Source organism: Paenibacillus sp. R-74696 (genome assembly GCF_055814915.1).
Window position 1 is genome coordinate 454,105 of record NZ_JBPULM010000045.1, and the last position, 20,959, is coordinate 475,063.

Here is a 20,959-nt window from a genome sequence, read left to right on the forward strand (position 1 = left end):
TGCGAACAAAAGACACCTGCTGTCCCAAGAGCATTCGCCCTTGGTGACGCAGGTGTCTTTTGCATGCACAGCTAAGGTGCATGATGACTTGCTAGGTCAGCGGAAAGAGAGGAAAACCTACTCTTCTTTTGCTGCGTTTTCTGTAACGGCGATTTCTTCATAAATCTTCGTTACGCGATCCCATTCTTCATCGTCTTCGATCCCAACGAGGTATGCCTCGTCGTTCTCTTCCTCGATGCGGAAAATAACGCCGTCTGCTTCAGGATCATTGCGATCCAGCAGTACCGCATAAGCGTTGTTCTCGGATTCAAACGTATAAACCATGACCATTTCGCGTTCCTGGCCCTCATCGTCCGTTACAATAAATACACTTTCTTCATGTTCATGGTCTTCTCCGCAACCGCAATCTGCGCCATGATTATGCTCAGTCATTGTTTTACCCCATTTCAGTCAATTATCCATACCTGAGTATCGTACCATGAGACCTAGCAGCGGTCAAACGAAAAAGCCCGCGTTTCCTCCACTTGGAAGAAACGCAGGCCGTCGCCGTTATTGCGAAGAAATCAGCTTCTCCGAGACGAGCGTCCAATCGTCGGATGAGCTCATTTTCAGGAAAAATCTCACCGCATATTTCCCCGAATACTCGAAATTATACTTCAAGTCTTCCGTCCGATACCAAAAGTTATCCTTCGTAATCTTATCGGTCTGCGTCTGAATGACCTTCTCGCTGCCATACGGATCAAATATCGATACTTTAACCGCGGCAATATCCGTCTTCAAATTGTCGACCTGCGACAATACGCTGAATGTATACGAGTTGCCCTTCGTCACATTGCCAAACAGCTTGCTATCCTGCATCAGTACAATATGTACATTCGGTCTCGTTAAGGTTGCCTTCTTATTCTGCCCATCCCAATTGACGATGGTTTGCAGGCTATTGGCTATTTCCCGAATCGGCAGGTAAGTCTTGCCATCCACCATAATGCCGCCTTCTTCAAGCTCGCTGCCATTCAGGAGAACCTTCACGGTCTGCGAGGCCGCATTGGCAATCATTAAGGTACTGCTGCATAAAAAAAGCGCCAGCAGCAAAATCGCTATTTTTCTGAATTTCATAGGTGAGTACCCTCCATCCGCTTTGTCTGGATATATGGTTATACTCTTCAAAATGAATAGAGTTGCGCTGTTACAGAAACTTTTTCAGCCCTGTACCAGCGCTATATGATGGCTCCAGCACAGGCTTGCGCTCTCCCTTTTTTCAGACCATCATTTACAGGGATTTAAGCTGCTTGCCCGTGCGAAAAAAAATGTAGAAATATGCGGTTGCCTGGGAAATATTCCGGTTAATGATAGGTGCGGGTGAGCACGCAAGGAACCCCTTTTCCAACTGCGCCCGGCTCGGACATTCGATCCAAATACGCGAGTCCCCTTGCACAAGGTGTCGGACACACTTCGCAGACGGGGGATAGCACCAATTTATATTGGTACTGCTTCCGTTCACCTGACGGTTGTTTCTTCTTTACGTTTTTGCCTTTTCCTTTGCTCATTGCTGCTCTGTCCTCCCTGCCGGATCTTGCTCCTGCATTATATGTAGGTACCCGGCAAAGGGTATCTCTATTTGTCAGTTTGCCAATCATTTGATACATTAAATGTAGCGAGATGATTTCGAAGACGGGGGTGTTCCATTGCATATACAAATGATCGGAACAGGGAGTGCTTTTGCCAAGAAATATGATAATAACAATGCGCTAATTGAGGTGCCAGGGTTTAAATTGCTGGTCGATTGCGGCATTACGCTGCCCAAAGCGCTGCATGAGACGAATCTTTCGTTCGATGAGCTGAATGCGGTGCTGATCAGCCATATTCATGGCGACCATGTGGGCGGGCTGGAGGAATATGCTTTTCAAATGATGTTCCTTTACGGGAAAAAACCCGTGCTGTACATCGCCTCCTCGCTAGTGGAGCCGCTGTGGGAGCAGACGCTGCGCGGCGGGCTGACGCAAGGACCATTGCAATCGATTGATGATTTCTTTGAAGTGAGACGGCTCGAAGAAGGCGTTGAGCATGAGCTGCATGCAGGGTTGACGGTAAAGCTGCTTAAGACCGAACATATTGCCTTGAAAGACAGCTATTCGTTTATTTTCAATCAGCACTTCTTCTATTCGGCAGATATGAAGTTCAGCCCGTCTTTGCTGGAGCAGCTTGTGGAGGATGGCGTGGATACGATTTTTCACGACTGCCAGCTGATTGCGCCAGGTGTTGTACATGCCTGTCTCGACGAGCTGCTAACACTGCCGGAGACGCTGCAGGAGAAGGTATGGCTCATGCATTATGGAGATACGATGGAAAATTACATAGGACATACGGGGAAAATGCGGTTTGTACAGCAGCGTGAGATTTATACGGTGTAGATGTGAGTCTGATAAATGAACAGCATCCATTGCAAAAAGAGCCTGACGTTTTTTCGCGTCAGGCTCTTTCTCTGTTGGCTATGCTCAGATCGGGCTTTCTGCTTAAAACAGCGGGAGCTGGTCCAAATTGTTCGTAGGGTCGCCGTCTGCGTCGCCACGGATGTACGTTTCGCCATCTCTACCTTTGAAAGCATTCACGCCAGCGATTTGCCCTGCCTGCACCTCTTGCAGCGCCGTCTGGTAATCCAGTACACGGCCCGATGACGTTTTAAAGCTCGTCAGATCCCCGTCACCATTTTTCTGTACCGCTACAATTTGCTCTCTTTCCCCATTGCTCCATTCGTTCGCGCTCATATCAAGCTCGCCTCCTTCGTATTGTGAGCGGCAATTACCGCTCGCCACTCGGCATTCAATCGATAGGATGCGTAGCTTTTGAGAATTTTATGCGGGATGGATTATACGCAGAAAAAACTTGAAGCAGACAGTCTTGAATTACCTTCAATTTTCTAACCATATCGCATTTAAACCATTGAGGAAAGAGCCAGTCATCGATTAGATATCGACAACTGGCTGCTTAGTTAGGTGATTCATTACCGCCTAATATTCATTCACTTCAAAAATAGTATTTTATCAAGGGTTTCTATTGTGTGCACTTGTGTTCGCCACTATTTCAAAAGCTCTTTCGGTGTCTCTGGTTGATTGACGTAAAGAAAGCTGGCTGTTCTTACTGAAAGAACAGCCGCTCCGTCCAGTAATGTAGCCAATTTATATACTAGATTTTTTAGCATGAGTACTCACCACCTTAGCCAGAATTAACGTAACGCACTGCACTAACAATGTTAATGCAATTATAGACGATTCTATCCATAAATTGCTACATATAATTACAGCTGATATCAGTTTTAGTAACGGGTAGAAGCGCCTAGAAATACGCGACTGTTTCTCTATGTCTGACGGTGCGAATAACAGTGCAAGCAGCAGATTAATTGAATTGATTACCAACAGCGTTCCACTCGAAAATGTTGGTGTGAATGACAGCGCCGTCGCCACCCCAATCGATACCACGACACACATCGTTCCCGATTTAAGATGTAACCCACCCGATGCCTGCCTAAGTACAGCAAACGAGATAAGAGCCGCTAATACACCGCCCAGCTTGCCTGTGAATAACGCTATGAGCAGCGCCCCTGAAATAATAAATAGAGCGTTTAAGATTAATGACAAAGCGTACTGGAGTCGCGCTTCCGAAGCTGGATGCTCTGGAACAATGGTCTTAATGCTTATTGCCAGTCTTCTCGAAAAAGTTTCCAACATTGGATCTGACCTCCTTCAGGTACGAATAAACAAAGAAAAATAACGCAGTTGCAAAATAATAAACGATATTAAGAATCTCGCTGCGCTGATGCAGAATGAATGCAAAACCTATTAAGATCGCAATAATAAAACCTCCGACTACACGCCGTTCATGCGGAAAGCGCATTTTCTCAGAAATTTCCTCCACAAAACCTATTCTAAGCCTGTTTAAGCCCCAAGCTATAGATAAATTAATACAGGCTGTGAACATCTGTAGCAAATATCCCATATATGGCTGTGCTTTTATCTCTGCTACTGAAAAGAACGGAAATGTGTTTACAATTGCACCCTGTATCATAGCAAAAATAAAATAGCCCAATCCGGTAATAATCAACGATGCAAAAAACGGAATCTTTTTAATAACACTCAGGAATATTACGAATATGAAAATATTAATGACTGGAACTATACTTTCTAGCGAAAGCTCCTCCCTCAAAAAATAACTCTGCAGGCTCGATAGCGTTATGACGATAAGAGCAGAGTAAAAGCTGGAAGTATCATGTCTGTAAATCTTTAGCATCAGAAAGAGAATGCCAAAACCCTCGATAATTGAAAAAAGCATAAATAATACAAACTCTATCATTATTTTCTCCCTTTATCTTTTAATCCATCATTGCATGGGGACATGCTGAATGCAATACAGAATTTGATGCTAAATGAATAGCTTCCCAGTAAATGTACACTCTAAATTAAAACAACAAGGAGTGTTATATATGCATACCGTCTGGAAAGGCGCAATTAGCTTCGGGTTGGTTCATGTCCCCGTTAAAATGCATTCGGCCACGGAGGATAGGGACATATCATTTCGCAGCTTACACAAGGATTGTGGCATGCCAATTAATTATGCGAAAACATGTCGACATTGTAATAAGGAGATTGGCCCTGACGAAATTGTGAAGGGTTTCGAGTATGAAAAAGATAAATATGTGATTGTTAAAGAGGAAGAGTTGGAGGCAATCAAGCCAAATTCCGCCAAGACCATACAGATTTTAGATTTTGTAGACCTCGCTGAAATTGATCCCGTTTATTATCAAAAAGCATATTACCTTTCTCCCGACATGGCGGGCGCTGGCGCGTATAGCCTGCTGCTAGAGGCGATTCGACAAACAGGCAAAATAGGTATAGCCAAAATATCTATTCGCTCCAAAGGCAGTCTTGCAGCGGTTCGGGTAGTCGGGAACTGCTTGTGTTTGGAGACGATGTTCTTTCCCGATGAAATTCGTGCTATCAGCCAGGTTCCAAGCCTACCCGCACAAACAGCTGTGAATGAAAAGGAACTCGATATGGCTAAGTTGCTGATTGAGCAGCTCAGCGAGCCCTTTGACGCTGCTAAATATACGGATGACTACCGCATCGCGCTTACCGAGCTGATACAGCAAAAAATAGCCGGTCAAAGTGTTGACGTTGTATCCGCTCCAGCAGCTTCAGGACGAACCAATGTCATTGATTTGATGGCCGCGCTGCAGGCCAGCTTGGATGCAACAAAGAACGCGACACCGCCTGCGCCGGCTCCTAAGAAAAAACGCGCCTCCAAAGCAAAAGGAACTGCATCATGATGCAGCTGCAGCTTCCTGCCGTTCCTATGGCTCCTATAACATCTCCTGATATACCGAGCGGCCCTGAATGGTGCTATCAGATAAAATGGGATGGCGTTCGTACTTTGGTTCGTTTAGATGGAAAAGGAGGGGTAGAACTGTTTGGGCGGCGTTTAGAGCCGCGTAATCACACTTTTCCAGAAATCGTGTCCTTATTAGAACCCATACGTGTAGGGCCTTGCATTTTGGATGGCGAGATCGCTTATTTTGATGGTATACGCCCAAACTTTCAAAGAGCCAAGCTCGGGGCCCGAAAACGAGCCCATGAGGATGGCCTTATATTTGTAATGTTTGACATGCTCAACTCAAATGGTGAGGATATACGAAAGCTCCCTTTTAAACAACGTTTTGAGAAGTTACAAGCTTCCTTCCCTGAGAAAATGCCACGTCTATTTGTAACTGATTTGCACTTCGATGGACAGCAGCTTTGGAAATGGCTTAATGATCGTGAATGGGAAGGAATTATCTCAAAAAGATTAGATGGCCCATATATGGAAGGAAAGAAACATCAATATTGGTTTAAAAAACGAAAAGAAGTCCGGTTAGTTGCTGACGTCGTCGGCATTAAACAGCGTGACGGACAGGTATCAAGCCTGGTCCTACGATATGAAGGCAGATACATCGGGCATGTGTCAGGGCTGGACAATGCCTCTAAGCAGGTGCTGAAGCAATTTATGATGGAGCATCCGGGCGAATGCCCTTTCCCCGACCTTTCTAATGGCATGAAAAAATCTGACGTCGTTTGGATTGCCTCACCCTTCAACTGCCGAATAAGTGCGCTCGAATTTACGGAATCCGGCCTATTAAGACAGCCTAGATTACTTGGGTTTGGAGATGGCGAATGAAAAAGGCAATAAGTTCAAGCTCGTGGATGCTCAAGCCGGTTTGTCCCCATCCGCTTTTCACTGACAGTACGCAAAAAAAATCCTGAAACCCTTATATATAAAGGATTTCAGGATTTTTAATTGTATGATCTGTAGTGGGCTCGAACCACTGACCCCTACCCTGTCAAGATAGTGCTCTCCCAGCTGAGCTAACAGATCGTATATTAGCGACGTTTATTAATATACCAAGTTCGGGCGGAAAAGTCAACCATTTTACTACTACTTTTTTGGGATTTCAAACAAAAAGCTTCGTCCTCCTACAAATCGGAGAATGAAGCTTTTTATTTTCCCTATTATTTTCAACCTACTTTTAATTTCAGCTTGGGAATTGGACATTTCCCGGAACAATATAAGCTCCTGACGTACCGTTTGCCGGAAGCGCGGGTATCGTATCCAGAACAGCCTGACCGCGAATATCAGTTATTCGCACCTGCAGCGGGCTTGTACCCATATTCGTGCCCAAAAAATGATTATAGTCCATCTTCTCCAGATTGATCCATGCGCCAGCCTTCTTATACTCCATTTTCATGACCGGATAAAAATGATTGCGCACTTGAATCGCCGCCCACCACTGGCTGCTGCCTTCCTTCACCCGATATGAAAAATTGCCAGTTATCGGTGCTTTCACAACTTTCCACGATATATGAATTGTGCCTGCTGACATTTCCCCAATTTTAGCAAAAGCGTTTGGCGACAAGTCCAGCGCTCCCGGAGCGCCTTCTGGGTACAGATCGGTGACGTAGACGACCGTTTTGCCTTTTGGCCCCGTAACCTCCAAATAAGCGCCAGCAAGCGCTGCTTTGACCCCATTGTAATTCATGTCGGCCTTATTTAAAGCCGTTATTTCCATATTCGGATTAATAGGGTCCAGCAGCACCGCACCTCCAGAATATCCCGAGCCTGTATAAGTCGCATAGCTTGTACGCACATCATTCCAAGCGGCAAATGCCTGAACCGCAGGGTACAAAACGAACATCGCAAGACAAATGATTCCAAACTTGACTGCACCGTGCTTTTTCTTCATGACTGAAACCTCCTCCACATTTTGGAAACCCTAAATCTTCCAGTAGAGTCCATTCTAAGTGGTGAGGAGGTAGGTTTGCTAGCACTTTTGATACTTCTTTTCTTGCATTTTGATGACATTAGCCAACAATTACACACTTTATTCGCCAAAAAAATAGAAGCATCCGCCACTTTGACTAGCTTGCGTTGTTATTCACCTTCATTATATCCATAAAAGGGATTTTGGTAATTTCTTCGCCTTTCGCTACGTGCACCAGCCTCGTTCGGGAATCCATTTTCACAATTAGCCCCGACACAGGTTCTTCCCAGTTCCACACCTCAAAAAGCAGCTCAATCCCCTCTTGATACGCTTCAACCAGACGCTCTCCGAGTTCCTCTAATTCAAACTCATCCCTTGTCGGGCGTTTTGGTTTCTTTGCCATTGCCTCCGTCTCCATTCTATGTTTTAGTACATGACCTTTGCTGTCATCCATGCCTTTTTTAACCCATCTTTAAATCATACCCTTTCTTTAAAGCATTTGTCATGGAGATTATGAAATTAGGCAAAAAAACATCCCCCTGCCATAAGCCTGGCAAGGGGACGCTTCTTCTCTATTTTTAACTTAAAATGCATGGTTAAGGAAATGACTGATGCGGTCAGGATCGAGCTAAGCCACTTATATTAGTACATACAGGAGCAAATGATGATGACCAATAGAATGAACAGTACTAGAATAGCGCCTGGGCTTGTGAAAGCACCGCCTACTTTATTTCCGCAGCCACCGTATCCTGGACCTACTCCTACATTTCCTACTTCATATCCCATTTCGTTGCTCATCTCCTTTTTTTAAGGTACACAGCATCATATGGTCAAACGCTTAAAAGGGTTGGGCTTTCGGGCAAAATGGGTATTCGCCTCGCAAGACAGGCGCTACCCCTTCATTTTAATTTTCCGTTTACAATACGTTCATTCCCAGATAATCAAACAGGTGCATACTGATTTTAAGCAGGAGGTGATTTGCCCATGTATTATGATGAAGATCGCGTACCGTTTGATGCGCCAGATGAAGTCGTTGTCAAAGAGGAGAAAAAAGAATAATGCAGCGCCAAGGCTTCCCGGACACAATGGGAGCTTTTTTTATTTTATTTTCAGCTTCGTTTCAGTGCGGCTTCAGATGGTTAATCCATACTAGCAACATACTCCCTTTTAATATACAGTTGGGTCCGCTTGAAAAGCGGGCCACTGAAAAAGTGTGCGTTTTGAAAAAAAACATGAATTTCAGTGGGTCAAATATGACCCCCGACATATAAAACGAGCCTTAGAAGCGATTCTAGAGGCTCGTTTTTTTAGCTATTTAGTTATTTTTAGAAAAGGGGGACTTTTTCAGCGGCCTCCTTGAATAGAGGGCCATTTTTTTGTCTATTTTCAGAAAAATTTTGCTGGATGGCCGTCAAAATTAAATTTAACCGTTAGTTGTCAGAATTCCCCCTCTTCTAAAGTGGGGGATGAATGGCAACGGTCTGATTTACATTGACCCTTACAACTTAAAATACTATAATTGTAGTATTCAGTCGTATACCATAAAAGGTTGTGTTATCAATGAAGTTAGACTCAAATAACCATTCAGTGTTTTTGCTCCATTATCACCTGATTCTAGTCATCAAATATCGTAGGGAAGTCATTACCGCTGAAATCTCCGAACGTCTGAAGGAGATATTCGAATACATTCAGCCTACTTACCATGTGACTTTGCAGGAATGGAAGCCTGATAAGGATCATGTTCACGTTCTCATGAAGACGCATCCCAATACCGACATTTCCAAATTTCTCAACGCTTATAAGAGTGCATCGTCCAGGCTGATCAAGAAGGAATTTCCTATCCTCCGGGAATCGCTATGGAAAGAGCATTTTTGGTCACGTTCCTATTGCTTGCTTACAACGGGTGGAGCGCCAATTGATGTCATCCACACATACATCGAAAACCAAGGCATGAAAGGATGATCGGAATTGCTGAAAGCCTACAAATACCGTATCTACCCTAATCAAGATCAACAACAATATTTAGCTAAAGTATTCGGCTGTGTTCGCTTCATCTACAACAGAATGCTTGCAGATAAAATGGAACATTACAAGCAAACGGAAACGATGCTGAAGAATACACCAGCGCAATACAAAAAGGAATTCGACTGGCTGAAAGAAGTGGATAGCCTTGCACTCGCGAATGCGCAAATGAATCTTGAAAAAGCCTATAAGCATTTCTTTCGTGATAAGAAAGTGGGATTTCCTAAATTCAAGAGCAAGAAGACGAATCACCATAGCTTCACAACCAATAACCAAAAGGGAACCGTTTCCATTGAAGAGGGAACCATCAAGCTTCCAAAGCTAAAAACAAAAATCAAAATCAAGCTGCATCGTCCATTCGTGGGGCTTATTAAATCATGTACGATTTCCAAAACACCAACGGGAAAATATTATGCTTCCGTATTGGTTGAAACGGAGATCGCCGAGCTGCCCAAATTGGATACGAAGATTGGCATTGATCTTGGACTGAAAGACTTTGCGATTACTTCACAAGGCGAAATCATAACCAATCCTACATACTTGCGTAAGTCTGAAAAGCGATTAGCTAAGCTGCAAAAGGACTTATCACGCAAGAAGAAGGGGAGCCATAACCGTCAAAAGGCTAGGCTGAGAGTGGCCAAGCTGCATGAAAAAATTAGCCATCAGCGTAAAGACTTCTTGCACAAAACGTCTGCCAAAATGATAAACGATAACCAAGTCATCGTGATGGAAGATTTACGTGTGAAGAACATGATGCAGAATCACAAGCTTGCAAAAGCGATAAGCGAAGTAGCTTGGAGCCTATTCCGTTCAATGCTTAAATACAAGTCTGCATGGTATGGCAGAGAATTGATCATTGCACCGAAGAACTATGCAAGCAGTCAGTTGTGTTCATGTTGCGGTTACAAACATGCAGAGGTGAAGAATCTTGCTTTGCGTGAATGGACCTGCCCAAACTGTCAAACGCATCATGATAGGGACGAAAACGCTGCTCAAAACCTTTTGAAACTAGCCATGTAAATGGCGTCTATTGGGTTAGGAATCTAGCCTGTAAGCTTGGGTAAACTTGGAGCAGTAGCTTCATTGACCAAGAAGCCGCCACCTCTTAGGTGGTTGGTAGTTCACTGTTGTTATCAGTTGGCATTCATTTTATTTTAAGGTTGGCTGCCTATACTAATCACATGACCCCCCACTATTTATATAGTATAACCTTGACGACCTGCCTTCCGGCGGGTTCTTTTTTTGCTCAAGGATGCGTTATTGGCGGTCTAAATGATAAAAAAACAGGATTAAGGTAAAAATCAGCTTCGTTTCATTTCTTTTTAAGGTACGAGGCGCATACTGACTTTACTCTCTTTTCGACATATATTGTTGTGACTCGCAGCGATGCGGGTTATTTTTTTTGCCTACTTGTATTCATCCCTCCGCCATGCCTGCCGATAATAAAGTTGGAGGTGGTGAATAATGGATATAGCAGCATTATCAACGTCACTTAGTCAAGCATCACTCGGCACGGCCGTATCGATTAGCATGCTGGATATGGGTCAAGAGCAGATGCAGGTGCAGGCGCAAGGACTTATCAAAATGATGGAGCTCAGTGTCAATCCAAATGTCGGCAGCCTACTAGATATTAAGGTATAGTCACAGGCAAGCGTGGAGCGGGAAGGTCAATCCTTCCCGTTTTTTTCATGCCGTACAGAAAAAACATGCTTGCTCATTAGCCTAAATGCGAACAAATGAATTGTTTTTGCTTCGTTCTGCAACAATAAAAGAAATAGCAACGTCTGGAATCATATAAGGCAGCAAAAAATATAAAGAGGTGACTGGAAATGAAGAAAAAACCACTACTATTAACCCTTATCTTGACCATGATGATGCTGACAATCGGACAAAGCGCTTGGGCGTTCAACGATGTCAAAAACGAACCGAATGCCAAAAAAATTGAAGCGCTCCAGCAGCAAGGCATTATTACCGGTGACAAAAACGGCAATTTCCGTCCGCAGGGCAATCTGACTTATGCAGAAGGCATCTCCATGATTGTCAAAGGACTGGAGCTTAACTTTGATCATATTCGTTTTATTAAGCAGCCGCTGGCAGCCGACTACTATACGAATATTAAAGATGACAAATGGTACTCCCAAGCTTTCATCATCGCCCATTTCTACGATCTTGGTGTAGCTAAAGATGTGAAAGCAAATGACGTGATGACTCGTGAGCAATTCGCTCAGCATTTGTTCAAAGCGATTGATCACAAAGTGACTTATGCGATGATTGAAATGTACGTGATGCTTAATGATGAGGCTGATGTAAATCCAGACTTCATGGGCAATATTCAAAAGCTGCTCCTCAGCAAAATCGCAACGCTCGATGCAAAGCAAAATTTTTACCCAACCGCTTCGATCAAACGTGGTGACGCTGCAGCATGGCTGCATGATGGCATTGCTTTTATGAAGAAAATGAAAGAAAATGAAGCACCTGTTAGCCAACCAGAGCCATCTGATAACCCCTTCACGGATGCGAGACTAACGGTTACAGCCGTTAATGCGGAAGTCAATAAAGTGACGGTAACAGCAACGGTGCCTCACCCAGGCTATGGCATTCAAATTTCCGGCATCACGTTTGATGGTGACCAAGCTATTATTAAGCTAGAGCGCACGGAGCCTAAACCAGATCAAATGTATCCTCAAGTTATTACAGAAGTACAGGTTACGACGTATGTGGATGCCAAATTCAAGCCCGTCCTTCCAGCAGCCTCTGTTGCCTTTCAAGGCAGCTCCACTGCTGCTCCTGCGGGCAGCAATACGTCTGTCGCTTCCTAATATCATGACGGACTCCAACTAAAGCCATTATGAAAAAGCCGCTGAACAACGCGTAAGCAACTACGCGTGTTCAGCGGCTTTTTAGTTTTTACAATATGCACCAGCTGCCCGGTCAGGGGCATAGCGCTTGCCTAGCTTGAAGAACTATAATGCCGGAATGCTCCAATCGATTTCACGCTCTCCCAGCTCTTGCAAATAAGCATTCGCCTGCGAGAACGGCTTGCTGCCGAAAAATCCGCCACGGGCGGACAATGGGCTAGGATGCACGGAGGTAATGATTTTATGCTTGCCCGTGTCAATGAGCTCCAGCTTCTTCTGCGCGGGATTTCCCCATAAAATGAATACGACTGGACGCTCGCGTTCATTAAGCGCGGTAATGATGCGGTCGGTGAAGGTTTCCCAGCCCTTTTTCTTATGCGAGTTAGCTGCCGCCGCTTCCACTGTCAGCACCGTATTAAGCAGCAATACCCCCTGCTCAGCCCACGCCCGCAGCGAGCCATGGGTTGGAATGGTACAGCCTAAGTCTGCATGAAGCTCCTTGTAAATGTTGCCGAGCGACCTTGGCACAGCTACTCCCGGCTGCACGGAAAAGCTCAGGCCATGAGCCTGGCCAACTCCATGATAAGGGTCCTGGCCTAAAATAACGACGCGCGTTCCTTCATAAGAGGTGTAGTTAAGCGCATTAAACACATCCTCCTGCTTCGGATATACGGTTTTCGTGCTGTATTGCTCCGTCAAGAAAGCTTCCAACTTCTTGAAATAAGGCTGTTCAAATTCAGATTGCAGCCTATCTGCCCAATCATTGTTCAACTGCTGAAACACCGCGAAGTCCCCTCTCTATGTACAACATTATTTTCGTCCAAAATCGGCTTTAATTTCTCCCCATTCCTCGGTGTTCCATTTGAGCACCTTGTTCGGGTAGGTGTTCGTCTTCAGCCATTTCTCCGCTTCATCGGTCAGTGCCCAAATTTTCGCTGTAGAGGCGTCTCTTACGAGCGTTGAAGCAACCTTCTTATTACGCAGCCAGCTTAGCGCTGTCCTAGAGTCGCTGTACACCGTTCTCGCGCTGCCCTTCTGCTTCAAATAAGCGAGTGCATGCACAACGGCGATGAATTCTCCGATATTGTTTGTCCCATTTGGAATCGGTCCGACATAAAATAAAATTTCGCCCGTCTGTGTATCGACGCCCTTGTATTCCACCGGACCCGGATTGCCCCGCGTACCGACATCTACAGATATGCTGTCATAGTCGATTTCTCCGGACTCCTGCGGCTTGGAAGCCGTCTTCTTAAAACCACCCGAGCTGCTGCTTGCTCCTCCCGTCGTGCTCTTCCCCTTGCCCCAGTGGCTGCGCCAGCCTTCCTTGAAGGCGGCATCCGCCAGCGCCTTGGATTCAAAGGATTTATATTTCGCATCCTGAACGCCGTTCACCTGCTCCTGGCATTCCTTCCATGTTGCGAATACGCCTGCTTGTTTGCCTACCCATACGACATAATATTTTGATTTCGCCATTAGCGTGTTCTTACCACCTTTACCAAACGTCCATTCCTCTATTAAATCGAAAAATGCAGCTCCTGTCCACCCGAACGACAGAATTAAACAAGCGTAAACGGCTGAAGCCGTCCTCTAACGTCAAAGCTACCGTTTCGCGTTGAAATATAAGCCCATTTATAAGTGTGAAACTTATAAATGCTTATATTTTGCAAAAGAGCGACCAGCAGCGCTGATCGCTCTTCCTTAATAAGTAGATCCTTAATGAGTAGCTCCTTAGTCCCGACTAGCACCAAGGAAACGCAGTATAAACAGAAACAGATTGACGAAGTCAAGATAAATGCTCACGACGATCATTGGAATGTCCTCATCGCTAAAGCCTTGGCGAGTAAGACGCGAGAAGTCAAACAGCGTCCAACCGATGAAAATCAAAATGCCGAAGCCGGATACCATCAGCTCTGTCGTTCCCGAGAACGGAAGGAATAAGCCAACGAGCGTCATGAGTACAAGAACAATGGTTGAAGCGAACAAGAAGCCGCCAAGGAATGAAAAATCCTGCTTCGACTTAATCGCATAAAGCGCGGTGCCGCCAAAAGCGAGTATCGCAACGCCAAGGCCCTGCAGTACCAGCGAAGCGCCAAGGATGCTAATGTAGCTAACAATGACGAAATACATCGTCAGGCCAGAGACGAACATAAAGCTGTACATCAGCGTGTAGCCGATCGATTTCTTTTTCCGTAAAAAGAGCAATGCAATCAGCAAACCAATTTCCACAATATACAGCGGCATAGCTAGTACAGGTGGAATGACCTGACCGATCAAGAAGCCGACAAGCGATACGATCAGGGAAAGAAACAAGACCCGAAAAACTTTCGGCAGTAACAGCTGCGACGAATGAATCGTATCCATAAAACAAGCTCCTTTAATATTAAATTTAGTTTATTCTATTATCTAGTTTACACCAATTCCTTCAATAATAACACTCTATGTAAGCATAGCTTTTCAAAAGGTTATGCTGTTTATCGACTGAATATTTACAGATATAAGAAATAAGCCACCAGATCACAGTGATCGGCGGCTTATTCTCATTTGCAAATGAAAAGATTAGGAATGCTGCCCGTGATACATCATGGGCTGAGTTTGCTGGCCGCCAGCCGGCATCTCGGAATATGTCTTTTGACACATCATATTAGAAATTCGGGGAATGTATACCATTTCTCCTGCATTCAATTGAGCCGGGTTAATATGGGGATTGGCTTCCTCCATTATCGCATGAGGGACATTATATTTGTGACAAACTGCCGCCAGCGTCTCACCATGCTGAGCCTGGTGCTGGGCATATATCATGTCGTCCGAGCTGCCTTCTCTAATAAAAGGGAACAAAAATGGTGAGAAAAAGAAAAACGGGAACAGAACACGGTTAGGAAAAAAGGGATGAGGGAACGGACGAAAGAAAGGACGACCGAACCCACCACCAAAGCCACCACCAGGAATAAATGCACGATCCATAATAATACCTCCGTTTGATATAGTCATTTGTCTATATAGCGTATTATTTTGGGCGCCATTGGTGACAACTATTTTTGAAAATTGGACGAATGGGTGTTAGCTTGACAGCTCCAGCCACTGTTCCAAACGCTGATCCAGCCCCGCTTGCAGCTCTTCCCGATCTCTCCATTTCTTTTCAAGATTTGCCGTATCACCCATACGCTCGATTTGTTCCAGCTCTGCATCTGCTATCGCAATTTCGGCTTCAAGCTTTGCAATCTCCCGCTCGACATGCTCAAGTTCTGTCTTGTACCTTAACGCACTCGAATGGGTTGCTGTATTTGCCTGCTGTGTTTTCTGCTTATTAGCGGGTGCTTCGGCATCAGCAGCAGTACTTCTATTCGAGCGCTTCTTCTCCATGCCTGCGCCACTGGCTGCTCCTTGCGTTCCTTTTACGGTTGAGTTTGCTTGAAGCCGTTCCTCCCGCTTTGCCTTAAAATCGTCATAGTTGCCTATATAAGTGGCGACCTTTCCTTGTCTCAGCTCCCACACCCGCTTCGCCAAGCGATTGATGAAATAGCGGTCATGCGAGATCGCAAGTACCGTGCCCGGGAATTCCTCCAGCGCCTCCTCCAGCGCCTCGCGCGATGCCACATCCAGATGGTTGGTCGGCTCATCGAGCAGCAGCAGATTTGGCTTGCGTCTTACAAGCAGCGCGAGCCGCAGCCGTGACCACTCTCCACCGGAAAGCGCTGCGAGCGGCTTGAATACGTCCGCCCCATAAAATAAATATTTGGCCAGCACATTCCGTGCTTCGCCTTCCTCCAAGCCGCCCTCCAGACGGAAATGCTCCAGCACCGTTTGCTTATTGCCCTTTAACGGCTCCTGCTGCGCCAAATACCCGATTTCCAATCGTGTTCCCTGCTCCACTTGCCCACTGTCAGGTTCCATCTCGCCTAGCAGCAGCTTAAACAGCGTCGTTTTTCCGGAGCCGTTATCGCCAAGCAGCACGACTTTCTCGCCATATAGCAGACCGCCCTCTGCCTCCTGTAAAATCATTCGTTCCCCGAACTGCTTCGTCAAACCTTCAAACGAAATGACATTGCGTCCAGAACGGTCAAGCGGCGACAGCTCAAACTCAGCTGTATTCCGCTCTAAAACCGGGCGCTTTACCGTTTCTATTCGCTCTAGCGCCTTGCGGATCGACGCCGCACGCTTGAAAAACTTCCCGTTGCCGCCGATGCGGCCCCATTCTTCCAGCTGGCGAATCGTTTCTTTCATTTTTCGAATGACTTTCTGCTGCTCTTGGAACTGGGCAAATTGCTGGAGCAGCAGCTCCTCCTTTTCTTTCAGATAACCGCTATAGTTGCACAGATAGGTATGGGCTTCGCCATCCTCCAGCTCAATCATTTTTGTACCGACGGTATCGAGAAAGTAGCGGTCATGCGATACGATCACACAAGCGCCTTCATAGTGCTGAATGAACTGCTCCAGCCATTCAATTCCTTTGAGATCGAGATGATTTGTCGGCTCATCCAGGAGCAGCAAGGCTGGACGTACAACGAGCTGTGAAGCTAGAACAATACGAGTTTTCTCGCCGCCCGACAAGCTTCCGAAGCTACGCTGATCGTAGCTGCGATCAACGCGCAGGCCGCTAGCAACCTGATCAATCGCCGTATCCATGTCGTAGCCGCCGCCTTGCTCGAATTTTTCCTGTGCAACAGCGTATATTTTCAGCAGCCTCTCCATTTTCACAGGGTCATTTGCCGCTTCTTCCCCCGCCATCTCTCGCTCGAGCCCCGACATTTCCTGCCTGCAGGCCATCAGCTCGCGAAAGCCGTAAGCCATCACCTCATATACGGTAAGCGATTCAAACGCCGCTGGAATTTGCGGCAAGTAGCCGATTAGCAAATCCCTTTTCACAGTCAGCAGCCCATCATCGACCTGCTCATGTCCGGCAATCAGCCGAAGCAGCGTCGATTTGCCACTGCCGTTGCGGCCAATGAGCCCTACCTTCTCTCCCTCCTGAAGCTGAAGCGTTATGCCATCCAGCACCAGATTTGCCGCGTGGTATTTTTTTATTTGTTGTACATTTACAATGATCATTTGAAGAGCCTCCTATTTGATGAGGAAGACCCTAGCTTGAAAACACAAGCAAAAACGACTTCGTCGTCCTTCTAGGACGAGCGAAGAGCTTTGCCTTAGAATTCTAAGCGAATATAAGGATGAAACTTATAAATGCTTAGAATTCAAGGTGAAACGGCTGTCGTCATCCTCTGACGGCGCAGCGCGTTTCATTCCGAGAATTATAGAGAAAGGATAGAAACATCACAAACTTTTCTATAATTCAAAAAGAGCCGCAGCAACAAGCCCGCGACCCTTCGAATAGCAAAGCAATCCGTTGTGGTTAAGGTAGGCGTCTTCTCGCGAATGGTATATCCGTATGATTAAAAATGGACAGACTGATCCCGTTCGCGGAAAATGCATGCATAATGCCAGCCATAGCAATCGGCAGCTGGCTAATTCGGTTATTGACCCATTCGTGATTCACCTACCTCACCTCCCTTTACGTTAGTGTTTCTAATTTAACATATTTTGTGGTGCTATGGCAATCTAAAAAATAGATTAAACGTTTGTTTCACCGAAGAAATGTATCTTCTTAAACTATCCTCCGTCTCTTGCCCATCAGGGTTTTTTATGCGCGATTTAATCTTTGCCACTTCCCAAGCAAACATAAAAAATTTAATTAAAATCATAATCCTGCATCGTAAAAACAATTCATGCATGATAAAATAACATTGTTATTTTTTATGAGGAGCTGAGAACAATCACATTAAGCAAAGCAGAAATGACCGAAACACGGCTGCTCGCCTTTGCCAAAGCAGAGTTTATGGAGAATGGATTCGCAGGCGCAAATATGCGCACGATCGCCAAGAAGGCGGGAATGACTACAGGCGCCATTTACCGCTATTTTCCCGATAAAAACGCGCTGTTCGCCGCTTTAGTCAGCCCTACTGCTGATGAGATCAAGCAGCATTTCGAGAAGCTGGCGCACTTTCAAATGAGGATGCTGGAGCAACATAACAAAATAGAGGAATTTGCAGAGTCTAGCGATGGCTTGCTTCAAGTCGTAGACTTCATTTTCAACCGGTTCGAGGTGTTTGATTTATTAATCAATCGTTCAGCCGGCTCTGCGTGGGAGCATTATATCGATTCCTTAATCGAGCTCGACCTTACCTCTACCCAAGCCTACCTTGAAAAAATGGTGCAAATGAAGCTGCTGGCGCAAAGCCCTCCGCCTCGCCATCTTGCTATTCTTGTTAAGCAAAGCTATAAGCAGGTGCTGGAAATCGTAGCTTCGCAAATGAGCCGCGAGGAAGCGCTGGAATATATGCAGCTGTTGATTCCTTTTTTATATGCGGGATGGAGTACGGTTCTAGGAAAAAATACATAAGAGGAGGAAAACAACATGAACCGCTTCGCGATCGGACATGTCTTAATCAAAACTAGGCAGCTGCAGCTGGCTGTGAAAAACTTTCAACAGCTCGGTTTCACCGTAACCTACCGCACTGATCCTTCCAAAACACATAATGCACTTATTTATTTGCAGGATGGCTCTTTTCTTGAGCTGTTCAATCCCAAGCCCATCAATCTTCCAGATCAGCTGCTTCGAACTGTTTTTCAGCTGCTTCGTCCTCTCCATCCAGCCATGGTTAATCGTTTCCTCTATTATTTGAATAGTCAGGAAGGCTTAAATGATTATGCGCTGGATAGCGTTCAGCCAGAGCAGGCCGAGGCGAATGTGCGGGAAATCAGTCAGACTGGTGCCAGGCTCGGCAAAACGATCAAAAAGAGTAAAACCTTGCCTGATGGACGCAAGCAAACCTGGTGGCTGGCCGTTCCCGAGGAACCTCGTTTGCCTTTTCTAATGAGTGCGTATGATCCAGAACTAGCGTGTACAGAGCAAGAAATCACCCATAACAATGGCGCGCTCGGTATAGATAGGCTGGTCATTGATGTGCCCGACCTCGAACACTGGATTGGAAGCTATAAGCTTATTTTTGCGGGAGCCGAACTTTCAAGGAAGGGGCAGCAATGCTCGTTTATTTTGGGCAAAAAGCATACCGTCGTGCTTCGGCTGGCTAAGCAGCATCGGCTGGCAGAAATTCACTTAATAACGTCGATTCCGTTAAAAAATGAGCTTCGGCTCCAGCCGGATTTGTCCCATGGTGCGGCAATTATTATGAAGTCGGTATAAGTGGACGGAGTATCTTCCCTTAGTCAGCAGCTCCGCTGCCTTTGGATTTCCACTCCAATTCCGGAGTTTGCTGCTTTAGCTTGTACAGCTCATTCAATCGTTCAATGAAAAATGCCTGAATACTTTCGATATGATTATCTGTTGATAAAAATTGCAGCAGGCTCTTGTCGTAATGAATCATTGACCATGCGGTGTGATCGTTGATATCTTGCGATGACCAGCCTTCATTTTTCTCTAAAAAACTTTTCATAGCTTTTATAAAGGCTGGTCGATTAGGGCATTTAGGATTCACCTGAAACATAATAGAAATAATCGGATAATCCTCTTCCGACTGATGAAATCCATAATTAATCGCACTGAAATTTCCTTGGTCATTTTGTTTCATATAGCGATATTCTTCCTTCAATTGTACAAACCGGTTTGTCCATGAGGTCGAGCGGTTAAAAAGCTTAGTTATGGTATGCTCCACTGGACCGTCCAGACATGCGTCCATCATTCGAACGATTCGCTCCATGTTTTGAATCGCATACATATCCTGCGGCAGAAAACGCCTGCTGTCATTCAACCCGATCTCCTCCATATACTCTAAAATCATATCAATAAGCTCGCTGCGCTGCGTTTGCAGCCAGTTATAAACTTGAAACCAACGGAGTTGATGAAAGGTCGCCTGATTGCCATTTTGTAAAATATCCGTCTCTCGCTTGGGGTCGTAAGCTTTCGTTATGTAAATGAGATGCGTGCGGCAGCCATCAGCCTCATAATTGCGCAAATGATCTGCATAACGCTTCAACTGCTGATCTCCCTCACCTGTGCCTAGCTTATTCTCGATAAAAATAATATGAGATTGTTTGCCCTCTGCAAAACGGATCATCATGTCAGGCCTGCTATCAGTTACATGGTCGATCTGCTTGCCATATGTTTTCTGAGTAGTGATTTCATGTATATTCGCTGAAGCCACATTAATCGTTGTTAGTTGATATAGAAAATCTTTCAGCAGCTCTTCTTTTTCAAACACTTCCGCAAAAATCTCTGTAAAATAATCCTCCTGCTGATTGCGATCTTTGCTGCTCAGCAAGTGATAAAGCCGCTTAAATAATGTGCTCATGGCTGTTTCCCATCATTTAGCTTCGCAATGTCTGTTTGTCCAAGGAGATAATCGATGCTTACGCTGTAAAGTCTCGTTAATTTATACATTTTCATCACCCAACGCCATCATATTGTATACCATTACTTATTCCAAAATAAAAAACCGCTCCAGCGGAAGCGATTTAACAAATAGCTATATCACGTATATTACGGCATTATTCCTCTGTGTCAATTATATCAATAATTTCACGAATATCTCTTATGTTCAGTGCTTCCGCAATTCGCTCGATATGGGCAAAGCTAATACTTTCACGCTTTCCATTAGCCAGTTCGCTTAATGCGGCATGACGAACATCAGATAAACGCGACAATTCACGGAGGGAGATTTTACGACCCTTGGTTAACTTCTCTATTTTCACAACTACTCTCTTAGCCATTCTTAATCACCATCATCCTATAAACTCTTCTTGACTATACGCATTAACGTACCATATAATAATTTCAAATTCGGTA

General features: G+C 45.2%; 27 protein-coding genes and 1 tRNA gene. 9 read left to right on the forward strand and 19 right to left on the reverse strand.

Going from position 1 to position 20,959, the window contains the following annotated elements:
- Positions 1-117: 117 nt before the first annotated feature.
- From ACSR9A_RS22225 to ACSR9A_RS22235, 3 genes are all read right to left on the reverse strand, one after another.
- Complete coding sequence (locus ACSR9A_RS22225) at positions 118-432, reverse strand: DUF1292 domain-containing protein (protein WP_341282289.1); 315 nt, start codon at positions 430-432, stop codon at positions 118-120.
- 117 nt (positions 433-549) lie between these two features.
- The gene (locus ACSR9A_RS22230; protein ID WP_473759509.1) at positions 550-1,113 is read right to left on the reverse strand and encodes a stalk domain-containing protein; all 564 of its coding nucleotides are present in this window, start codon (positions 1,111-1,113) and stop codon (positions 550-552) included.
- A 227-nt stretch (positions 1,114-1,340) separates the two neighbouring features.
- Positions 1,341-1,544 (reverse strand): hypothetical protein, encoded by a 204-nt coding sequence (locus tag ACSR9A_RS22235; protein ID WP_341282287.1) that lies wholly within the window; start codon positions 1,542-1,544, stop codon positions 1,341-1,343.
- A 138-nt stretch (positions 1,545-1,682) separates the two neighbouring features.
- Between ACSR9A_RS22235 and ACSR9A_RS22240 the strand changes: the two genes are divergently transcribed.
- Positions 1,683-2,408, forward strand: a complete 726-nt coding sequence (locus ACSR9A_RS22240) for an MBL fold metallo-hydrolase (RefSeq protein WP_473759511.1) — start codon at positions 1,683-1,685, stop codon at positions 2,406-2,408.
- A gap of 102 nt (positions 2,409-2,510) precedes the next feature.
- Here ACSR9A_RS22240 and ACSR9A_RS22245 read toward each other — a convergent pair whose 3' ends face one another.
- The 4 genes from ACSR9A_RS22245 to ACSR9A_RS22260 all read right to left on the reverse strand — a co-directional run bounded on the left by ACSR9A_RS22245 (position 2,511) and on the right by ACSR9A_RS22260 (position 4,344).
- Positions 2,511-2,762 carry a DUF3892 domain-containing protein gene (locus ACSR9A_RS22245; RefSeq protein ID WP_473759513.1) on the reverse strand — a complete coding sequence of 84 codons (252 nt, stop codon included), beginning with the start codon at positions 2,760-2,762 and terminating at the stop codon, positions 2,511-2,513.
- Between the two features lie 311 nt (positions 2,763-3,073).
- The gene (locus tag ACSR9A_RS22250) at positions 3,074-3,196 is read right to left on the reverse strand and encodes a cyclic lactone autoinducer peptide (protein ID WP_341282284.1); all 123 of its coding nucleotides are present in this window, start codon (positions 3,194-3,196) and stop codon (positions 3,074-3,076) included.
- Positions 3,174-3,722, reverse strand: coding sequence for an accessory gene regulator ArgB-like protein (locus ACSR9A_RS22255; protein WP_473759515.1), 549 nt, complete (start codon positions 3,720-3,722; stop codon positions 3,174-3,176). The genes ACSR9A_RS22250 and ACSR9A_RS22255 overlap by 23 nt, the downstream gene beginning before the upstream one ends.
- Positions 3,682-4,344: a hypothetical protein gene (locus ACSR9A_RS22260; RefSeq protein WP_473759518.1), complete on the reverse strand. Its 663-nt coding sequence runs from the start codon at positions 4,342-4,344 to the stop codon at positions 3,682-3,684. Before ACSR9A_RS22260 ends, ACSR9A_RS22255 begins: the two co-directional genes overlap by 41 nt.
- 130 nt (positions 4,345-4,474) lie before the next feature.
- Between ACSR9A_RS22260 and ku the strand changes: the two genes are divergently transcribed.
- Both ku and ACSR9A_RS22270 read left to right on the forward strand, forming a co-directional pair.
- Positions 4,475-5,317, forward strand: a complete 843-nt coding sequence (gene ku / locus ACSR9A_RS22265; RefSeq protein WP_473759519.1) for a non-homologous end joining protein Ku — start codon at positions 4,475-4,477, stop codon at positions 5,315-5,317.
- Positions 5,314-6,201 carry an ATP-dependent DNA ligase gene (locus tag ACSR9A_RS22270; RefSeq protein ID WP_473759520.1) on the forward strand — a complete coding sequence of 296 codons (888 nt, stop codon included), beginning with the start codon at positions 5,314-5,316 and terminating at the stop codon, positions 6,199-6,201. The genes ku and ACSR9A_RS22270 overlap by 4 nt, the downstream gene beginning before the upstream one ends.
- A gap of 125 nt (positions 6,202-6,326) precedes the next feature.
- Here the strand turns inward: ACSR9A_RS22270 and ACSR9A_RS22275 are convergent.
- The 4 genes from ACSR9A_RS22275 to ACSR9A_RS22290 all read right to left on the reverse strand — a co-directional run bounded on the left by ACSR9A_RS22275 (position 6,327) and on the right by ACSR9A_RS22290 (position 8,068).
- Positions 6,327-6,399: transfer RNA gene (locus ACSR9A_RS22275), tRNA-Val, on the reverse strand.
- A gap of 157 nt (positions 6,400-6,556) precedes the next feature.
- Entirely contained in the window at positions 6,557-7,216 is a 660-nt protein-coding gene (gene exlX / locus ACSR9A_RS22280; protein ID WP_473760223.1) for an expansin ExlX, read from the reverse strand.
- Between the two features lie 223 nt (positions 7,217-7,439).
- A complete protein-coding gene (locus ACSR9A_RS22285; RefSeq protein ID WP_341282276.1) occupies positions 7,440-7,685 on the reverse strand; it encodes a YolD-like family protein in 246 nt (81 codons plus the stop codon).
- 239 nt (positions 7,686-7,924) lie between these two features.
- Positions 7,925-8,068, reverse strand: coding sequence for a hypothetical protein (locus ACSR9A_RS22290; RefSeq protein WP_341282275.1), 144 nt, complete (start codon positions 8,066-8,068; stop codon positions 7,925-7,927).
- 774 nt (positions 8,069-8,842) lie between these two features.
- Here ACSR9A_RS22290 and tnpA point away from each other — a divergent pair.
- The 4 genes from tnpA (at position 8,843) to ACSR9A_RS22310 (ending at position 12,123) form a co-directional block, all read left to right on the forward strand.
- On the forward strand, positions 8,843-9,244 hold the full coding sequence (gene tnpA, locus ACSR9A_RS22295) for an IS200/IS605 family transposase (protein ID WP_473759522.1): 402 nt from the start codon (positions 8,843-8,845) through the stop codon (positions 9,242-9,244).
- 6 nt (positions 9,245-9,250) lie between these two features.
- Positions 9,251-10,324, forward strand: coding sequence for an IS200/IS605 family element RNA-guided endonuclease TnpB (gene tnpB, locus ACSR9A_RS22300; protein WP_473759524.1), 1,074 nt, complete (start codon positions 9,251-9,253; stop codon positions 10,322-10,324).
- A gap of 444 nt (positions 10,325-10,768) precedes the next feature.
- Positions 10,769-10,945 (forward strand): YjfB family protein, encoded by a 177-nt coding sequence (locus ACSR9A_RS22305; protein ID WP_338555730.1) that lies wholly within the window; start codon positions 10,769-10,771, stop codon positions 10,943-10,945.
- Positions 10,946-11,133: 188 nt separating this feature from the next.
- Entirely contained in the window at positions 11,134-12,123 is a 990-nt protein-coding gene (locus tag ACSR9A_RS22310) for an S-layer homology domain-containing protein (RefSeq protein ID WP_473759527.1), read from the forward strand.
- Between the two features lie 144 nt (positions 12,124-12,267).
- On the opposite strand, the gene ACSR9A_RS22315 is transcribed toward ACSR9A_RS22310, so the two are convergent.
- The 6 genes from ACSR9A_RS22315 to ACSR9A_RS22340 all read right to left on the reverse strand — a co-directional run bounded on the left by ACSR9A_RS22315 (position 12,268) and on the right by ACSR9A_RS22340 (position 17,653).
- Entirely contained in the window at positions 12,268-12,945 is a 678-nt protein-coding gene (locus ACSR9A_RS22315) for a uracil-DNA glycosylase (RefSeq protein ID WP_473759529.1), read from the reverse strand.
- Between the two features lie 27 nt (positions 12,946-12,972).
- Positions 12,973-13,635 (reverse strand): ribonuclease H, encoded by a 663-nt coding sequence (gene rnhA / locus ACSR9A_RS22320; RefSeq protein ID WP_473759530.1) that lies wholly within the window; start codon positions 13,633-13,635, stop codon positions 12,973-12,975.
- 255 nt (positions 13,636-13,890) lie between these two features.
- Positions 13,891-14,523, reverse strand: coding sequence for a Bax inhibitor-1/YccA family protein (locus ACSR9A_RS22325; protein WP_473759532.1), 633 nt, complete (start codon positions 14,521-14,523; stop codon positions 13,891-13,893).
- Between the two features lie 195 nt (positions 14,524-14,718).
- Positions 14,719-15,123 (reverse strand): LysM peptidoglycan-binding domain-containing protein, encoded by a 405-nt coding sequence (locus ACSR9A_RS22330; protein ID WP_473759533.1) that lies wholly within the window; start codon positions 15,121-15,123, stop codon positions 14,719-14,721.
- A 96-nt stretch (positions 15,124-15,219) separates the two neighbouring features.
- Entirely contained in the window at positions 15,220-17,208 is a 1,989-nt protein-coding gene (gene abc-f / locus ACSR9A_RS22335) for a ribosomal protection-like ABC-F family protein (RefSeq protein ID WP_473759535.1), read from the reverse strand.
- A 301-nt stretch (positions 17,209-17,509) separates the two neighbouring features.
- Positions 17,510-17,653 (reverse strand): RAxF-45 family protein, encoded by a 144-nt coding sequence (locus ACSR9A_RS22340; RefSeq protein ID WP_338555723.1) that lies wholly within the window; start codon positions 17,651-17,653, stop codon positions 17,510-17,512.
- Between the two features lie 297 nt (positions 17,654-17,950).
- Between ACSR9A_RS22340 and ACSR9A_RS22345 the strand changes: the two genes are divergently transcribed.
- Both ACSR9A_RS22345 and ACSR9A_RS22350 read left to right on the forward strand, forming a co-directional pair.
- The gene (locus ACSR9A_RS22345) at positions 17,951-18,556 is read left to right on the forward strand and encodes a TetR/AcrR family transcriptional regulator (RefSeq protein ID WP_473759537.1); all 606 of its coding nucleotides are present in this window, start codon (positions 17,951-17,953) and stop codon (positions 18,554-18,556) included.
- 15 nt (positions 18,557-18,571) lie between these two features.
- Positions 18,572-19,360: a VOC family protein gene (locus tag ACSR9A_RS22350; protein WP_473759539.1), complete on the forward strand. Its 789-nt coding sequence runs from the start codon at positions 18,572-18,574 to the stop codon at positions 19,358-19,360.
- A 19-nt stretch (positions 19,361-19,379) separates the two neighbouring features.
- Here ACSR9A_RS22350 and ACSR9A_RS22355 read toward each other — a convergent pair whose 3' ends face one another.
- Both ACSR9A_RS22355 and ACSR9A_RS22360 read right to left on the reverse strand, forming a co-directional pair.
- Positions 19,380-20,465 carry a PD-(D/E)XK nuclease family protein gene (locus ACSR9A_RS22355; RefSeq protein ID WP_473759541.1) on the reverse strand — a complete coding sequence of 362 codons (1,086 nt, stop codon included), beginning with the start codon at positions 20,463-20,465 and terminating at the stop codon, positions 19,380-19,382.
- Between the two features lie 196 nt (positions 20,466-20,661).
- Positions 20,662-20,883, reverse strand: a complete 222-nt coding sequence (locus ACSR9A_RS22360; protein WP_430154302.1) for a helix-turn-helix domain-containing protein — start codon at positions 20,881-20,883, stop codon at positions 20,662-20,664.
- Between the last annotated feature and the right edge of the window lie 76 nt (positions 20,884-20,959).

Coding starts and splice junctions, on each gene's coding strand:
- ACSR9A_RS22225 (WP_341282289.1), bottom strand. CDS start 432: ATGACTGAGCATAATCATGGCGCAGATTGCGGTTGCGGAGAAGACCAT.
- ACSR9A_RS22230 (WP_473759509.1), bottom strand. CDS start 1,113: ATGAAATTCAGAAAAATAGCGATTTTGCTGCTGGCGCTTTTTTTATGC.
- ACSR9A_RS22235 (WP_341282287.1), bottom strand. CDS start 1,544: ATGAGCAAAGGAAAAGGCAAAAACGTAAAGAAGAAACAACCGTCAGGT.
- ACSR9A_RS22245 (WP_473759513.1), bottom strand. CDS start 2,762: ATGAGCGCGAACGAATGGAGCAATGGGGAAAGAGAGCAAATTGTAGCG.
- ACSR9A_RS22250 (WP_341282284.1), bottom strand. CDS start 3,196: ATGCTAAAAAATCTAGTATATAAATTGGCTACATTACTGGACGGAGCG.
- ACSR9A_RS22255 (WP_473759515.1), bottom strand. CDS start 3,722: ATGTTGGAAACTTTTTCGAGAAGACTGGCAATAAGCATTAAGACCATT.
- ACSR9A_RS22260 (WP_473759518.1), bottom strand. CDS start 4,344: ATGATAGAGTTTGTATTATTTATGCTTTTTTCAATTATCGAGGGTTTT.
- ku (WP_473759519.1), top strand. CDS start 4,475: ATGCATACCGTCTGGAAAGGCGCAATTAGCTTCGGGTTGGTTCATGTC.
- ACSR9A_RS22270 (WP_473759520.1), top strand. CDS start 5,314: ATGATGCAGCTGCAGCTTCCTGCCGTTCCTATGGCTCCTATAACATCT.
- exlX (WP_473760223.1), bottom strand. CDS start 7,216: ATGTTCGTTTTGTACCCTGCGGTTCAGGCATTTGCCGCTTGGAATGAT.
- ACSR9A_RS22285 (WP_341282276.1), bottom strand. CDS start 7,685: ATGGCAAAGAAACCAAAACGCCCGACAAGGGATGAGTTTGAATTAGAG.
- ACSR9A_RS22290 (WP_341282275.1), bottom strand. CDS start 8,068: ATGGGATATGAAGTAGGAAATGTAGGAGTAGGTCCAGGATACGGTGGC.
- tnpA (WP_473759522.1), top strand. CDS start 8,843: ATGAAGTTAGACTCAAATAACCATTCAGTGTTTTTGCTCCATTATCAC.
- ACSR9A_RS22305 (WP_338555730.1), top strand. CDS start 10,769: ATGGATATAGCAGCATTATCAACGTCACTTAGTCAAGCATCACTCGGC.
- ACSR9A_RS22310 (WP_473759527.1), top strand. CDS start 11,134: ATGAAGAAAAAACCACTACTATTAACCCTTATCTTGACCATGATGATG.
- rnhA (WP_473759530.1), bottom strand. CDS start 13,635: ATGGCGAAATCAAAATATTATGTCGTATGGGTAGGCAAACAAGCAGGC.
- ACSR9A_RS22325 (WP_473759532.1), bottom strand. CDS start 14,523: ATGGATACGATTCATTCGTCGCAGCTGTTACTGCCGAAAGTTTTTCGG.
- ACSR9A_RS22330 (WP_473759533.1), bottom strand. CDS start 15,123: ATGGATCGTGCATTTATTCCTGGTGGTGGCTTTGGTGGTGGGTTCGGT.
- abc-f (WP_473759535.1), bottom strand. CDS start 17,208: ATGATCATTGTAAATGTACAACAAATAAAAAAATACCACGCGGCAAAT.
- ACSR9A_RS22345 (WP_473759537.1), top strand. CDS start 17,951: ATGACCGAAACACGGCTGCTCGCCTTTGCCAAAGCAGAGTTTATGGAG.
- ACSR9A_RS22350 (WP_473759539.1), top strand. CDS start 18,572: ATGAACCGCTTCGCGATCGGACATGTCTTAATCAAAACTAGGCAGCTG.
- ACSR9A_RS22355 (WP_473759541.1), bottom strand. CDS start 20,465: ATGAGCACATTATTTAAGCGGCTTTATCACTTGCTGAGCAGCAAAGAT.
- ACSR9A_RS22360 (WP_430154302.1), bottom strand. CDS start 20,883: ATGGCTAAGAGAGTAGTTGTGAAAATAGAGAAGTTAACCAAGGGTCGT.